Genomic DNA, 13,900 nt, shown 5'->3' with positions numbered 1-13,900 from the left:
CCGGGCGCCGTATGTCGAACACCTGACGGATTTTCGCCGTGTCCCGCCTCGCGCCTGCATCCGTATGGCGCTCCCCTGCGGAATGCTGGGAGTCCGCGGCCACCGCGCCGGGCGCCGGACCGAGGGACGAAGACAGCAGGACCGGCTTCCGCCGCCGGCCCGCGGTGTACGTCCGCAGTCCGCCGAGCGGCAGGTGAGGAGAGAGAGTCGTCGTGTACGACACGGAGGTCGCCATCGTGGGGGCCGGGGCCGCCGGGCTGTCGCTCGCGTACCGGCTGTGCGACGCCGCCAAACCCGGGGGGCGGCTCGGGCCCGAGGTGACACTGGTGGACGCTCCGGCCGGGCCCCTCCGGCCGCCCGAGCGGACCTGGTGTTTCTGGGAGGAGCCCGGGGGAGAGTACGACGGCGTCCTGGCCGCCTCCTGGGACCGGTTGCGGGTGCGCGGGGCCGGCGGCGCCGAAGTCGTCGGGCAGCCCGCCCCGCTGCGGTACAAGATGCTGCGCTCCCGGGACTTCGAGGCGGCGGTGGAGCGGCGGCTCGGTCCCTCCCCCTTCTTCCGGCGCCTGACCGCCGACGTCACCGATGTGGCGGAGCTGCCGCAGGGCGCCGAGGTGCGCGGGACGACCGCGGGCGGCGAGCCGGTGCGGCTGCGGGCGCGGTGGGTGTTCGACTCCCGGCCGCCGCAGCGGCTGCCACCCGCGCGGACCGTGCTGCTCCAGCACTTCCGCGGCTGGTTCGTCCGCACCGAACGGCCCGTGTTCGACCCGGCGGTCGCGGACCTCATGGACTTCCGGACCCCGCAGCCCGCGCACGGACTCTCGTTCGGATACGTGCTGCCGACCGGCCCGGACGAAGCCCTCGTCGAGTACACCGAGTTCTCGGCGACCGCACTGGCACGCGAGGAGTACGAGCAGGCGCTCCGGCACTACCTGGGCGAGGTGCTCAAGGCGGGGCCGTACGAGGTGACCGCCGCCGAGCAGGGGGTGATCCCGATGAGCGACGGCCGGTATCCCCGGCGCGTGGGGCAGTCCGTGTTCCGCATCGGTGCCGCCGGGGGTGCCACCCGGCCGTCCACCGGGTACACCTTCGCCGCCGTGCAGCGGCAGACGCGGGCCGTCGCCGAGGCGTACCACCAGGGCCGCACCCCCGTGCCGCCCTCTCCCCACCCGGCGCGCTCCCGCGCCATGGACGCGGTGATGCTGCGTGCGCTCGACAGCGGGCGGGTGGACGGTGACCGGTTCTTCACCGGACTCTTCGAACACGTGCCCATGGAGCGGCTGTTGCGCTTCCTCGACGGGCGCACCCGGATGCGCGAGGACTTCGCCATCGGACTGCGCACCCCCGTCCTTCCCATGCTGCGCACCGTGGCCGAGCTGCCCTGGCTGCGAAGACGTTCCCTCCCGCTCCGCGCCGGCCCGGGCGACGGGCGGCCGTGACGCGGCGCGGCGCGCACCGCACCGGCATCCCTTCCCGTCCCGTTCCGCGCACGCCCCGAGGCCGTGCCGGTTCGCCTTCCCGTCCCGTCACCCGCTGTTCGAAGAGGAAGAGACCCGCTCATGGTTCCGCCCGCCTCCGGCCCCGGCTCCCCAGTTCCGTCCCCGTCCGCTTCCGGAGGTTCCGGAGGACGCCCGGTGAGCCCCCCGCGCCGGGGACGGGACCGGCGGGCCCGCATCCTGCCCGCGCCGTCCGGCCGCCCCCGGATCACCGGCGAACCGCCCCGGACGGCCGTCATCGGCGGCGGCATCGCCGGGCTGGCGGCGGCCACCGGGCTGGCCGAGCGCGGCGTCCGCGTCACCCTGTACGAGCGCGAACCCGGCCTCGGCGGGCGCCTCGCCGGGTGGCCCGTCGAGCTCTCCGACGGCTCGTCCGCCACCATGAGCCGCGGCTTCCACGCCTTCTTCCGCCAGTACTACAACCTGCGGGGGCTGCTGCGGCGGGCCGACCCCGGGCTCTCCGCGCTCACCGGCCTGCCGGACTACCCGCTGCAGCACAGCGGCGGTCTGCGCGACAGCTTCGCCCGCGTCCCGCGCACCCCGCCGTGGAGCGCCCTCGGCTTCGCCGCCCTCAGCCCCACCTTCGGCTGGCGCGACCTCGCCCGGATGAACCCGCGCGCGGCCCTGCCCCTGCTCGACGTGCGGGTGCCGGAGGTCTACGAACAGCTGGACGGCATCAGCGCCGCCGAACTGCTGTCCCGCATCCGCTTCCCGGAGGCCGCGCACCATCTGGCGTTCGAGGTGTTCTCCCGGAGCTTCTTCGCCGACCCGCGCAGGCTGTCGGCCGCCGAGATGGTGCTGATGTTCCACATCTACTTCCTCGGCTCCAGCGAGGGGCTGCTCTTCGACGTGCCGGACGAGCCGTTCCCGCAGGCGCTCTGGGAGCCGCTGGGCGGCTATCTCGCCGGACACGGCGCCGAGCTGCGCACGGCGCGCGCCGTGGAGTCCGTGGAGCCCGGCCCGGAGGGCGGCTTCACCGTCGCCGCGGCGGACGGACGGCAGGACTGCGACGCCGTGGTGCTCGCCCTGGACACCGGCGGCCTGCGCGAACTCGTCGGCCGCTCGCCCCGGCTGGGGAACGAGCCGTGGCGCGAGCGGATCGCCCGGCTGCGCACCGCGCCGCCCTTCCTGGTCTCCCGGTTCTGGCTGGACCGCCCCGTGGCCGCCGACCGGCCCGGCTTCCTCGGGACGAGCGGCTACGGGCCGCTGGACAACGTCAGCGTGCTCGACCGCTGGGAGGGCGAGGCCGCGCGCTGGGCCGCCCGTACCGGCGGCTCGGTGGTCGAACTGCACGCCTACGCCGTCGACCCGGCCGCCGACCGGAAGGTGGAGGAGAAGCGGCTCCTCGCCGAGCTGCACCGGGTCTACCCGGAGACCGGCGACGCGAAGACCGTGGACGTCCGGCACGAATGGCGGGCGGACTGCCCGCTGTTCCCCGTGGGCGGCTACCCGGACCGGCCCACCGTGCACACGCCCGATCCGGCGCTGGTGGTGGCCGGCGACCTGGTGCGCACGGGGCTCCCCGTGGCGCTGATGGAGCGCGCCGCGACCTCCGGCTTCCTCGCCTCGAACGCCCTGCTGGAGCGGTGGGGAGTGCGCGGCCAGACGCTGTGGACGGTGCCGGAGAAGGGGCGCACGGCGCTGCTGCGGGCGCTGGCCGGCCGGCTGGGGTGAGAGGGACGGGCCGTCCTCCCCCACATCGTTCGTCTGTTCGGGCGCGTGTCGAGGACGGGCCCCGGGGTATCCGAAGCGCGCCGTGACCGACCGCAGAGAGGCTGGAGTCCACCGAGTGCTCGAACAGATCAGTGGTCAGTGGTCGGTGGGCTGGAGCATCGCGGCCTTCGTCATCGCCGGCGCGGCCACGGTGGTGTGCGGCATCCGGCTGACCGCCCTGGGGGACACCCTCGCGGACCGGACGGGTTGGGGCGAGGCCCTGTTCGGCGCGGTCTTCTTCGGGCTGGCGACCTCCCTGTCGGGAATCGTCATGACCGGTGTCAGCGCGGCGGACGGGCACCCCCAACTGGCGTACGGCAACGCCGTGGGCGGCATCGCCGCCCAGACGCTCGCCGTCGTCGTCGCCGACGCCGTGTACCGCGGGGTGAACCTCGAACACGCGGCGTCCTCCTCGCAGAATCTGCTGTTCGGCTCCCTGCTGCTGGCCATGCTCGGGATCGCGCTCATGGCGTCCCTCGGCCCCCAGGGGACGTTCCTGGGGGTCCATCCGGCGTCCGCCGTTCTGGTGGCCGTCTACCTCGGCGCGCTCCGGCTGATCCAGAACGGTGAACGGCCGTTGTGGCGTGCCGTGCGCACCAAGGACACCGTGGCGGACGTGCCCGACGACTCCCCCTCCTTCCCCGAGCGCCGTACCGGGAGCCTCTGGACCGAATTCGCGGGCGTCGCGGCCGTCGTGGTGGTGGGCGGCTGGGCGGTGGCGCGCGCCGCGGAGAGCCTGGTGGAGGCAACCGGCCTGAACGCCGGACTGGTCGGAGGCGTCTTCATGGGCGTCGTCAACGCCCTGCCGGAGACGGTGACCGCGATCGCCGCCGTCCGGCGGGGCGCGGTGACCCTGGCGATCGCCGCTGTGATAGGCGGGAACTGCCTCGACGTGCTGAACCTTGCCGTCGGTGACGTTGCCTACCGGGGCGGTTCACTGTACGAGGCCGCGGGAGCCGATCAGTTGTTCATGACCAGCGGTGCCCTGGTCATGACCGCCGTCCTGCTCGCCGGGCTGCTCGTACGGCAGCGGCGGGGGTGGCTGCGGCTGGGCTTCGACGGCATCCTGCTGATCACGGTCTACGCGGTCATCGTGGTGGCCCTGGCCGTGTGAATCCTCCGCGTGCCGCCGGAACGGTGCCGCGCGGGGCGGGGCGGGCGGCTTGCTCGCGCGCGGCGGGCGGTCGCGGGCCGACCCCCGCCGTCGCCCACCGGCTGCGCCGGGCAGTGCGCGAGAGGCCCGGTGGGCTCCGAGTGACGGCTGTGCGGTCCCGTTCAGCCCGGAAAACGCCCCGTGCTGCGCAGTTCCCAGCGGCGTTCCGCGTAGGCCAGGTCGTCGCGCCACAGGCGGCCCGCCGCGGCGCGCATCAGCGGGCGGAGCAGCGGCGCCGCCGCGCGGGCCAGCGCGAAGCCCCTGCGGTCCGAGGCGGCGACCACCGCTTCGATCACCGCCGTGCGCGGGGGGCGTCCGGACGCGGGGTCCGGGGCCGTCAGCGGCGTGGCGTGCGTCTCCACGACCGATCCCCGGCCCTCGCCCTCCGCGATGCGCATGACGACGGTGCGCGGCTCGGGCGCGGTGAACACCGCCCGCACGGGAACCACGGCCCGGCCCGCCACCTTGAACGACACGTCCACGGCGAAGCCGTCCTCGTCGGCCCCCTCGCCCGCCGTGCCCTCCCCGTCCGGGGTGCCCACCACGGTGAGGTCCACGAACGAGTACGGGTGGAACCAGGCGCCGTGCCAGGGGTCGAGCCGGTTGGCCACGATGTCCTCCGGCTCGCACCGCCCGACGCCCTGAAAGACGGCGGGCAGCGCGCCCCCCGGCTCCGGCCGGACCGGCACCACCGGCCGCTCCAGCGGTTCCTCGCCCCCGGTCGCGTCGAGGCGCACCCAGACCAGCAGCCCGTCGTCGTGCACCGGATACGGCTCCCAGCCGGCGAACGGGACGCCGGTCAGGGCCAGTCCGTGCCAGTGGCAGACGAGGGTGCCGCAGCGCACCGGGCTGTCCTTCAGGGGCGCGCCGAGGTGCGGGCAGGCGCCCGGCCCGGCGCGCAGCCGCCCCTCGGCGTCGCGCCAGGCGACGACCTCGGTGCCCGCGACGGTGCGGCCGAGCGGGCGGTCACCGGCGATGTCGCGGGTGGCGCCCAGGACGTACCAGTTGCCGGAGGGGCGGGCCTGTGAGCGCTTCAGCGCGTCGGCGATCAGCGCCGGTCCGGCGTCGCGCCAGGTCGGCCGCTGCCGGTCCCAGGGGACGGGGTCGCGGCGCAGACGGAGCGGGAAGCGGCCGCGGCGTCGCCGGTTGCCGTCCGCCGCCGTGGGCATCAGGCCGCCTCCCCGTGGGCCCGCTCGGCGGTGACGGCCGGGCGGGGCCGCGTGGTCCGCCACGGGGCGGACGCGGTGGACGGGGACCGGCCGGTACGCGCCCGCAGCCGGGCCGCCGTCACCCGGGCCAGCCCGTCGAGCGCCACGGCCGCCCGGCGCCGGCGCGGGACGACCGCCCGGCGGTGCAGCACCGCGTAACCGTCGTCGGCGACCGCCTCCAGGATGCCGCCGTACAGCACGAACGCGGTACGGATGCAGGGCCGCGCGACCGGGTCGAGCATCGGGATGCCGGGCGCCGCCTCCCGGTACACCCCGCGGGTGAGGTCGGCGGCGGCCATCAGGGCCGCCGTGATGCGGGGGTCGCGGGCGCCCGTCGCGCGGCTCCACTGGAGGAGGTCGCGGTCGACACCGTGGGCGGCGAGGAGGTCGGCGGGGAGGTAGACCCGGCCGCGGTCGAGGTCCTCGCCGACGTCCCGCAGGAAGTTGGTGAGCTGGAACGCCACTCCGAGCGCGGCGGCGTGCGGCGCCGCCTCCTCGCGGGGCACGACGGTGCCCAGGACCGGCAGCATCTGCAGGCCGATGACCGCCGCCGAACCGTGCATATAGCGCCGCAGGTCGTCGTAGGCGGGATAGTCGGTGACCTCCAGGTCGCTGCGCATCGAGTCCATGAAGTCGGTGAAGTGGCGGTGGTCGATGGCGTAGCGGTGCGCGGTGTGCGCCAGGGCCCGCACCACCGGCTCGTCGTCGGCGCCAGCCGGGGCGCTGTCCCCGTACCGGCCCCCGTCCCGCAGCCCTGCCGTGAGCCGCTCGCGCAGCCGTTCGAGCGCCAGGGAGCGTTCGCTGGGGGAGGTGTCACACGCCAGGTCGTCCACGATGTCGTCGGCCCAGCGGGCGAAGCCGTACAGGGCGTGCACGGCGGGGCGCCGTTCGACGGGGAGCAGCCGGGTGGCGAGGAAGTAGGTCTTGCCGTGGCGGGCGTTCAGCCGGCGGCACTCGCGGTAGGCGGCGCGGAGAGCGGGGTCGGTGATGCCCGCCGCGTCCAGTTCGCGTTCGGTCATACGTGCGTGCCTTTCCTGGCGGGGCCGGGGATGCGGCCGGTGGCGGAGCGCGGCGGGGAGAGCGGCCCGGTGACGCGGGCGGCGGCGAGCTTCCCCGAGATCAGTACGGTCGGCACCCCCACCCCGGGGGTGGTGCCGCAGCCGGCGAGCACGGCGTTCTCCGTGCCGCGGACGAGGTTGCGCGGGCGGAACGGGCCGGTCTGCGCGAAGGTGTGCGCGGCCGAGAACGGCGTTCCGGCGGCGTGCCCCTCGGCGGTCCAGTCGGCGGGGGTGACCAGGCACTCCTCCTCGATCGCCGCACCGAGGCCGGTGAGGCCGCGGCGCTCCAGTTCGGCGAGGAGACTGTCCCGGTAGCGGGGCGCGAGATCCGTCCACGCGCGGACACCGGGGCCGATGTCGGTGTTGGGGCAGGGCGCGAGGACGTAGTGCAGATGGCGGTCCGGGGGCGCGAGCGAGGGGTCCGTGGCGGTGGGCCGGGTGATGAGCAGCGAGGGGTCGCTCATCAGGCTTCCGGTGCGGGTCAGTTCGCGGAAGGTGCTCTTCCAGGCGGCGCCGAACGAGATGGTGTGGTGGGCGAGTCCGGGCCAGGTGCGGTCGGTCCCCGCGTGCAGGATCACCGCCGAGGGGGAGTGGCGCAGGGCGACCGGGCGGCGCGGGCCGCGGCCCAGCAGCCGGTACGTCACGGGCAGGTCGGGGGTGAGGACGACCGCGTCGCAGGGGATGCGGTCCCGGTCGGTGACGACGGCGGTGATCCGGTTCCCCGAGCCCGGGCCCGACCGGGAGCCCGGTCCCGAGCGCTCCAGCTCCGTCACCTCCTCCCCGTAACGGAAGTCGGCCCCGGCGTCGGCCGCCGCGTCCGCCAGCGCCCGCGGCAGGGCGTGCATGCCGCCTCGGGGGAAGTACACCCCGGCGACCGTGTCCATGTAGGCGATGACGGCGTACGCGGCGAGGGCGCGGGCCGGCGGCACCCCGGCGTACAGCGCCTGGAAGGAGAACACCCGGCGCAGCCGCTCGTCGGAGAGGAAGCGGCCGATCCGGGCGTCGAGCCGGCCGAAGCCGCCGAGCGCGGCGAGACGCGCCAGGTCGGGGTGGAGGAGCTGGAACGGGGAGTCGAAGTTGGCGTCGATGAAGCGGCGCATCTGCACCGCGTACAGCTTCTCCAGCCAGCCGCGCAGCCGCCGGTAGCCGACGGCCTCGCGGGCGCCGGCGAAGCGTTCGACCTCGGCCTCCATCGCCTCGGCGCCGGTGTGCACGTCGAGTCGGGACCCGTCGGCGAACCGGGCCCGGTAGGCGGGGTGGAGCGGTACGAGGTCCAGCCGGCCGGCGAGGCTGTCGCCGACGGCGGCCAGCGCGTCGTCCACCAGTTCGGGCATGGTCAGCACGGTGGGACCGGTGTCCATGCGGTAGCCCCCGCGGTCGAGGCGGCCCGCGCGGCCACCGGGGAGGGTGCCGCGCTCGACGACGGTCACCCGCCGGCCCGCGCCCAGCAGGTGCAGCGCGGCGGCCAGTCCGGCCAGTCCGGCGCCGACCACCACCACATGGTCGGTCCGGCCCGGGACGGTCCTCATCGGTGTCATCGGCGGTCTCCTTCGGGGGCGGCGGAGAGGAGCAGCGGTACGGGCATGCCGTCCGGCGCTCCAGCGGGGGCACGGCGGCCGGGTGCGGGGTCCGCGCCGTCCGGCCACGCGCCCACCCCCGCCACGGCGGAGAGCAGGGCCCGCAGGCGGCGGCCCGCGGCGGGCTCCACGGCGGCCCCCGCCAGATGACGCGCGCTCTGGCCGACCAGCCGGTCGATCTTGGTCTCGGTCAGGGCGCGTGCCCCGGTGCCGGTGAGCACGGCCCGTACCCGGCGCAGGTCGTCCGCGGACAGGCCGGGGTCGCCGAGGGCGCCGTCGAGGACGGCGAGCGCCGCGCCGTCGCCGTCCGCCTCGGCGCGCGCCCGGGCCACGGCGACGAGATAGGTCGGCTTGCCCTCGCGGATGTCGTGCCCGGACGGCTTCCCCGTCCGCTCCGGATCGCCGAACACGCCGAGCAGGTCGTCGCGGAGCTGGAAGGCGATGCCGGCGCAGCGGCCCGCCGAACAGAGCGCACGCGTGGTGCGGTCACCGGCGCCGGCGAGCGCGGCGCCGAGTGCGATCGGGCGTTCGACGGAGTACAGGGCGCTCTTCAGACAGGCGGTGCGGATCGCGCGCACCATGGAGCGCGAACCGGTGGCCTGCCCGTGCAGGTCGAGGTACTGCCCGGCGACCATCTCGGTGCGCATGGCCCGCCAGATGCCGCGCACCCTGCGGCGGGTGTCCGGCGCGAGCGGTGTCTCGGCGAGGGTGTCGTCCGCCCAGGCGAGGGCCAGGTCCCCGGCGAGGATGGCGGCCGCCCGGCCGAAGGGCTCGTCCGGTCCGGCGGCCGCTCCGTACCGGGACGGCCGGTGCCCGCCCGCCGTGCGGCCGGCGGCCCCGCGCCCAGACCTCCCGTACTGGGCCGCCAGTTCGACGTGGACGGTGGCCCGGCCGCGGCGCAGCGGGGAGTCGTCCATCACGTCGTCGTGCACCAGCGCGCAGGTCTGGATCAGCTCCAGCCCGGCCGCGACGCGCAGTGCGGCCTCCGCCGCCTCCGGATCGCGGCCACCGCCGCAGGCCCGCAGCCCCCACCACAGGAACTGGCTGCGCATGCGCTTGCCGCCGCCGAGCGTGAAGCGCATGACGCGCTCGGCGATGTCGCGGGCGAACACGTCGTCGATGCCCGCCGCGGCCGTGACCCGCTCCCGCAGAACGCCGTCGAGTATGTGTCCGACGGCGCTCGCGACATCCGCGTCCACGGCGCCGGGTTCCCTGAGGTCCGCCTCCGCGGTGTTCGATTCCACGGGGGCCGGGTACCCCGGCTCGGCATCCGAACCCCGTTCGTCCCCCCGGCCGTTGACGGCGTCGTCGAACGGCTCCCGCGGACCGCCCGGCGGCCTGGGCGCTGCGGACGGACCCGGGTGGCGGCCGGTGGCCGGGGGCTCCTCTGCCCGTGTGCGGCGCAATTCGCACATCCTCTCGTCGCGTCGATCGGCTGCGGTCCCATCTCATTCGGAGCAGAGGTGCCCCGCGGATGCGGCCGGGCGGGCACGTCGCCGATGTGGCTCGGAGGCGGCGCCGGACGCCGCCGTTCCAGTCGATCACGTCGGACCCGGCCGCGCCCCGCGCCACGTCCGGCGGAGGACCGTTCGGAGGACGCCGCCGCCCTCCCGAGCCCGGGCGGCGGCCGCGGAGCGGCGGTACGGGCACGATGGGCGGCGGGCACCGCGACGCCGCGGGCACCGCCGGCACGGGGCGGTACGGCACGCGGGGTCCGCCCGGGCCGCGGCGCCCGGACCACCCGAGCACTCCCAGCCGGAGGGGCGCCATGACCGTCTCGGTCGTCCTGTTCACCGCCGACCTGCGGCTGCACGACCACCCGCCGCTGCGGGCGGCACTCTCCTCCGCGGACGCGGTGGTGCCGCTCTTCGTCCGCGACGACGGCATCGAGGCGGCCGGGTTCGCCGGGCCCAACCGGCGGGCGTTCCTCGCCGACTGCCTGGCCGCGCTCGACGCGGGCCTCCGCGACCGGGGCGGCCGGCTGGTGGTGCGCTCCGGCCCCGTCGTCGAGCGGGTGTGCGAGATCGCCGCCGAGACGGGCGCGGTGGAGGTGCACACGGCGGCCGGCGCCAGCGGCTACGCCCAGCGCCGCGAGGAGCGGCTGCGCAGGGCGCTCGAAGCCGGCGGGCGGCGGCTGGTCGTCCATGACGCGGTGGTCACCGTGGTCCCGCCCGGAGCGGTGACCCCGGCCGGGTCGGACCACTTCGCGGTGTTCACCCCGTACTTCCGGCGATGGTCGGCCGAGTCCCCGCGGGCGCCGCTGGCCGCACCGCGCGTCGTGCGCGTGCCGGACGGGCCGGGCTCGGAGCCGCTGCCCTCCCGTTCCGCCGTTTCCGGTGTCTCCCCGGGGCTCGCCGCGGGCGGTGAGACCGAGGGGCGGCGGCGTGCCGCGGCCTGGCTGCGGAACGGCCTCGCGGCCTACGAGGACCGGCACGACGACATGGCCGGCGACGCCACCTCACGCCTCTCGCCGCACCTCCACTTCGGCACCGTCTCCGCGGCCGAGCTCGCCCACCGGGCGCGGAGGGCGGGCGGCCCCGGCGCCGAAGCCTTCGTACGGCAGCTGTGCTGGCGGGACTTCCACCACCAGGTGCTGGCCGCACGGCCCGCCGCCGCGCACGCCGACTACCGCACCCGTCACGACCACTGGCGCACCGGGCCGGAGGCCGCGGCGGACATCGCGGCCTGGAAGGAGGGGCGCACCGGCTATCCGGTGGTCGACGCGGCGATGCGCCAGCTCGCCCACGAGGGCTGGACGCACAACCGCGGCCGGCTGCTCGCGGCGAGTTTCCTCTCCAAGACCCTGTACGTCGACTGGCGCACCGGCGCCCGGCACTTCCTGGACCGGCTGGTCGACGGAGACCTCGCCAACAACCAGCTCAACTGGCAGTGGGTCGCCGGAACGGGCACCGACACCCGGCCGCACCGGGTGCTCAACCCGGTCGCCCAGGGACGCCGCTTCGACCCCGGCGGCGCCTATGTCCGCCGCTGGGTCCCCGAACTGGCGGACGTCGAACGCAGGTTCGTCCACGAGCCGTGGCGGATGCCGGCGGCCGAGCGTGCCCGGTACGGCTATCCGGAGCCGGTCATCGGCCTCGCGGAGGGCCTGGCCCGCTTCAAACGGGCCCGCGGCCGCGACTGACCGTGCGGTCGGCGGCTCCCGGCCACCGCACCGGCTCGTTCCCGCGCCGCGATGGTGCCCGTGCCCGGCGTGCCGCAGGCGCCCGCCGGCCACTCCCACGGGCCGCCGTGGCGGCCGGAGCCGACTGCCGGTACCCGGCTCGGGCGTGACGGCAGGGGCGGGTGCGGACCCGCGACGGGCCGGCGGAGGGCCCACCGGCCGGGCGGCCGGGCCGAGGCGGCCGCGGTCCTCCGCTACGGCACCGCCGGCCCTGCCGGCACCGTGCGGCGCAAGCGGCCGAGCGCCTCCAGCGCCTCCCGCAGCCCGAGCGGCCGCAGCGTCCCCGGGACGGACGGCCCCGCCCAGCCCGGACCGGCGAGCAGCACCGCCGGATGGGTCCGCGCACCCTTCACCCCCCACTCGCTGGCGGCGACGTGCCGTGCCAGCGGGCGGTTGGCGGTCGAACGGCTCTGCGACCACAGGACGACGGCCGCCGGACCGGTGCGCCGCACCGCCGCGTCCAGTGCCTCCGCCGGCAGCGCCGCGCCGAACATCCGCACGGGGAACCCCTGTTCGATCAAACCGGCCGCCAGCGCCTCCAGCGGCAGAGCGTGCTGCTCGTCCGGGACGCAGGCCAGCAGCACGGGCGGAGTCCGGGGCACCCCGGGTGGCGAGGGCGGGGCGGACGGCACCCGGCGCAGCGCCGAGGAGACGTGCCAGGACAGCAGGTGCTCCACCTCGACATAACGGTCCCCGGCCGTCTCCCACTTGCGGCCCGCCGCGCGCAGGGTCGGCACCATCACCTCCTCCCAGGCCGTGACCAGGCCGTGCTGTTCGACGGCGGACGCCAGCAGTTGCTCCACGGCCGCCGCGTCCAGGCGCACAGCGGCGCGCGCGAGACCGCGGCACTCCTGCCGTACGTCGCCGAGCGGCAGCCCGTTGCCGGAACCGGGCTGCCGGGCGGCACCGCGGGGGGCCGGTACGGGGGACTCGCCGGCGGTTGCGGCGGCCGGTGTCGTGGGCGGCGGTGCGGCGGGAGCGTGGCCCGCGGCGGGGGACGGTGCGCCGGACGGGCCGCCGGGTGACGCGCCAGGTGTTGTGGCGCTTGGCGAGGCGGGGGAACTCTCCGCGTCGCCGGGAAGGGAGCGGCCGGCGGCGCGGGCGGCGCGGGCCGCCTCGGCCGGGGGGATGCCCGAGGCGGTGAGCCGGCACATCTCCTCCAGCACCGCGATGTCGCGCGGCGCCCACCGGCGGTGCCGGCCGTCCCGCCGGACCTCCGGCCCGATGCCGTAACGGCGGTCCCAGGAGCGCAGGGTGGCGGGGGAGACCCCGAGCCGGCGCGCCACCGCCCCCGTGGTCGTCCCCGCCGAGTCCGCCGGGTCCGCCGGGTCCGCAGGGGCCGGGCCCGCCCCGGTCACCGTGTCCGGCTCCGGCCCCGTATCCGTCGTGCCGGTCCCGGCAGCTGCCGGGACCCGGCGTTCCGATGCGCTCATGGCATCACCATACGTTGCACAAACGATGCGAGTTGCTCGCTTCCGCGTTCCCTTCCGATGCTGGCCGGGCCGCGGCGCCGCAGAGGCGTCCGGCGGTGCCCCGTGTCCGCCACCCGGCCTCCGGCGGACGCGGGGCCGCCCGTCGCACCGGCCGGCTCCGAACCGGCAGGAGGAGCAGTTCGTCATGACCGCACAGCACACCGCCCCGCGGAGCGTCCCCGCGCCGCCGCACGGCACACCGGCCCCCCGCGCCCGGGACGAACTCCGCCTTCCGGAGCAACTGTCCGACGAGGAGGTGGCCACCGGTCTCGCCGCCGGGGACGAGCACTGCCTGGCCGCCGCCCACCACCGCTGGGGAGCCCTGGTGCACACGCTCGCCCGGCGGGCCCTGGGGGACGACCGCGAGGCCGAGGACGTCACGCAGCAGGTCTTCATCGCGGCCTGGCGGGGCCGCGCCGGCTACCGGCCGGAGCGCGGCTCCCTGCCGGGCTGGCTGACGGGCATCACCCGGTTCAAGGTCGCCGACGCGCTGGCGCACCGTACGCGGCGTGCGGAACTGGTGGCGGCCGCGGGCACGGTCCGGTCCGGTTTTCCCGATACCGCGGCCCGCCCGGAAGCGGTGATCGATCGCGTGCTGGTCCACCACGAACTGGAACGGCTCCCGGCCGCACAGCGCCTGGTGCTGCGCCTGGCGTTCTACGACGACCTCACCCAGGCCCAGATAGCGGTCCGCACCGGGCTGCCGCTCGGCACCGTGAAGAGCCATGTCCGACGTGGTCTGCTCCGTCTGCGCGACGCCCTCGGCCCGGAGCTCCCCGGCACGGAGGAGGCGGCCTGACGCCGGCGCACGGGCGCACGGGCGTGCGAGCCTGGCCGCCGCCGGACGCCGCGCGCCGGGCACGCTCGCCGCGGGACCCGGTGCGTGCGCCGGGCCGGTAAACGCGGCACAAACGGTGCACACGGAATCCGCTCTCCCGCAGCAGTCCGGCCCGCTGCCCGCTGCCCGCGGGAGTGCGGGCCGCTACGCCCGGCCGCCCCGCCGCCCGGGCCCGCCCCGGCTCCGCGTCGGAGAGGTTGTCCGGGA

General features: G+C 76.5%; 10 protein-coding genes. 5 read left to right on the top strand and 5 right to left on the bottom strand.

Going from position 1 to position 13,900, the window contains the following annotated elements; genetic code table 11:
* Positions 1 to 212: 212 nt before the first annotated feature.
* The 3 genes from E4N63_RS14560 (at position 213) to E4N63_RS14550 (ending at position 4,320) form a co-directional block, all read left to right on the top strand.
* Positions 213 to 1,436 (top strand): lycopene cyclase family protein, encoded by a 1,224-nt coding sequence (locus tag E4N63_RS14560; protein ID WP_230240868.1) that lies wholly within the window; start codon positions 213 to 215, stop codon positions 1,434 to 1,436.
* A 120-nt stretch (positions 1,437 to 1,556) separates the two neighbouring features.
* The gene (locus E4N63_RS14555) at positions 1,557 to 3,167 is read left to right on the top strand and encodes an FAD-dependent oxidoreductase (protein ID WP_374112769.1); all 1,611 of its coding nucleotides are present in this window, start codon (positions 1,557 to 1,559) and stop codon (positions 3,165 to 3,167) included.
* Positions 3,168 to 3,282: 115 nt separating this feature from the next.
* A complete protein-coding gene (locus E4N63_RS14550) occupies positions 3,283 to 4,320 on the top strand; it encodes a sodium:calcium antiporter (protein ID WP_125622084.1) in 1,038 nt (345 codons plus the stop codon).
* 161 nt (positions 4,321 to 4,481) lie between these two features.
* On the opposite strand, the gene E4N63_RS14545 is transcribed toward E4N63_RS14550, so the two are convergent.
* Genes E4N63_RS14545 through E4N63_RS14530 form a run of 4 tightly spaced genes read right to left on the bottom strand, consistent with a single transcriptional unit; the run spans position 4,482 to position 9,617 of the window.
* Positions 4,482 to 5,528 carry a DUF5914 domain-containing protein gene (locus E4N63_RS14545; protein ID WP_230240866.1) on the bottom strand — a complete coding sequence of 349 codons (1,047 nt, stop codon included), beginning with the start codon at positions 5,526 to 5,528 and terminating at the stop codon, positions 4,482 to 4,484.
* Positions 5,528 to 6,586, bottom strand: a complete 1,059-nt coding sequence (locus E4N63_RS14540) for a phytoene/squalene synthase family protein (protein WP_230240865.1) — start codon at positions 6,584 to 6,586, stop codon at positions 5,528 to 5,530. The genes E4N63_RS14545 and E4N63_RS14540 overlap by 1 nt, the downstream gene beginning before the upstream one ends.
* Positions 6,583 to 8,154 carry a phytoene desaturase family protein gene (gene crtI, locus E4N63_RS14535; protein WP_230242483.1) on the bottom strand — a complete coding sequence of 524 codons (1,572 nt, stop codon included), beginning with the start codon at positions 8,152 to 8,154 and terminating at the stop codon, positions 6,583 to 6,585. The genes E4N63_RS14540 and crtI overlap by 4 nt, the downstream gene beginning before the upstream one ends.
* Before the next feature lie 5 nt (positions 8,155 to 8,159).
* Positions 8,160 to 9,617: a polyprenyl synthetase family protein gene (locus E4N63_RS14530; RefSeq protein WP_125622028.1), complete on the bottom strand. Its 1,458-nt coding sequence runs from the start codon at positions 9,615 to 9,617 to the stop codon at positions 8,160 to 8,162.
* 353 nt (positions 9,618 to 9,970) lie between these two features.
* Here E4N63_RS14530 and E4N63_RS14525 point away from each other — a divergent pair, with 353 nt between their 5' ends.
* On the top strand, positions 9,971 to 11,344 hold the full coding sequence (locus E4N63_RS14525; RefSeq protein WP_230240864.1) for a deoxyribodipyrimidine photo-lyase: 1,374 nt from the start codon (positions 9,971 to 9,973) through the stop codon (positions 11,342 to 11,344).
* Positions 11,345 to 11,577: 233 nt separating this feature from the next.
* Here the strand turns inward: E4N63_RS14525 and E4N63_RS14520 are convergent, their stop codons facing one another.
* The gene (locus E4N63_RS14520; RefSeq protein ID WP_230240863.1) at positions 11,578 to 12,816 is read right to left on the bottom strand and encodes a MerR family transcriptional regulator; all 1,239 of its coding nucleotides are present in this window, start codon (positions 12,814 to 12,816) and stop codon (positions 11,578 to 11,580) included.
* Between the two features lie 184 nt (positions 12,817 to 13,000).
* Here E4N63_RS14520 and E4N63_RS14515 point away from each other — a divergent pair, with 184 nt between their 5' ends.
* Positions 13,001 to 13,654 carry a sigma-70 family RNA polymerase sigma factor gene (locus E4N63_RS14515; RefSeq protein WP_125622034.1) on the top strand — a complete coding sequence of 218 codons (654 nt, stop codon included), beginning with the start codon at positions 13,001 to 13,003 and terminating at the stop codon, positions 13,652 to 13,654.
* Positions 13,655 to 13,900 lie beyond the last annotated feature (246 nt).

Origin of the sequence: Streptomyces sp. MNU89 (assembly GCF_020982505.1) — a bacterium.
GTDB classification, from domain to species: domain Bacteria; phylum Actinomycetota; class Actinomycetes; order Streptomycetales; family Streptomycetaceae; genus Streptomyces; species Streptomyces xinghaiensis.
Note: the sequence above shows the minus strand (reverse complement) of the source record. Positions and strands in the feature narration are given on the sequence as shown.